This window comes from Vibrio sp. OPT46 (genome assembly GCF_015163535.1).
In the GTDB taxonomy this organism is placed as follows: Bacteria; Pseudomonadota; Gammaproteobacteria; order Enterobacterales; family Vibrionaceae; genus Vibrio; species Vibrio alginolyticus.
This window is the reverse complement of sequence record NZ_JADDYG010000751.1, coordinates 1-240: the sequence shown is the minus strand read 5'-3', so window position 1 is coordinate 240 and position 240 is coordinate 1. Positions and strand designations below refer to the sequence as shown.

1 pseudogene is annotated in these 240 nt (G+C 44.2%); it reads left to right on the top strand.

Features of this window, described 5'->3' with window-relative positions:
* Positions 1–240: pseudogene (locus tag IQR33_RS26750) on the top strand (GyrI-like domain-containing protein); the annotation flags it as partial.

Below are 240 nucleotides of genomic sequence, written 5' to 3'. Positions count from 1 at the left end.
TTAGTGACGAAACCCTATCCGTGAATGGTGAATTGTTTTGTTATTACCAGTCGATGGATATGCAGAAAGGTACATTCGAGTTTATCACTTGCTTTCCTCTTCATAACTCAGTACCAGCGCCTCAAGGGGCGGTTACCGGTACCATTCCTGAGAGTGAAACATTTGTCGTTGAACACCGAGGTGAATATCAGTTTTTGGGAAATGCATGGGCTTTAGCGATGAACTTGGTTCGTCAGAGTG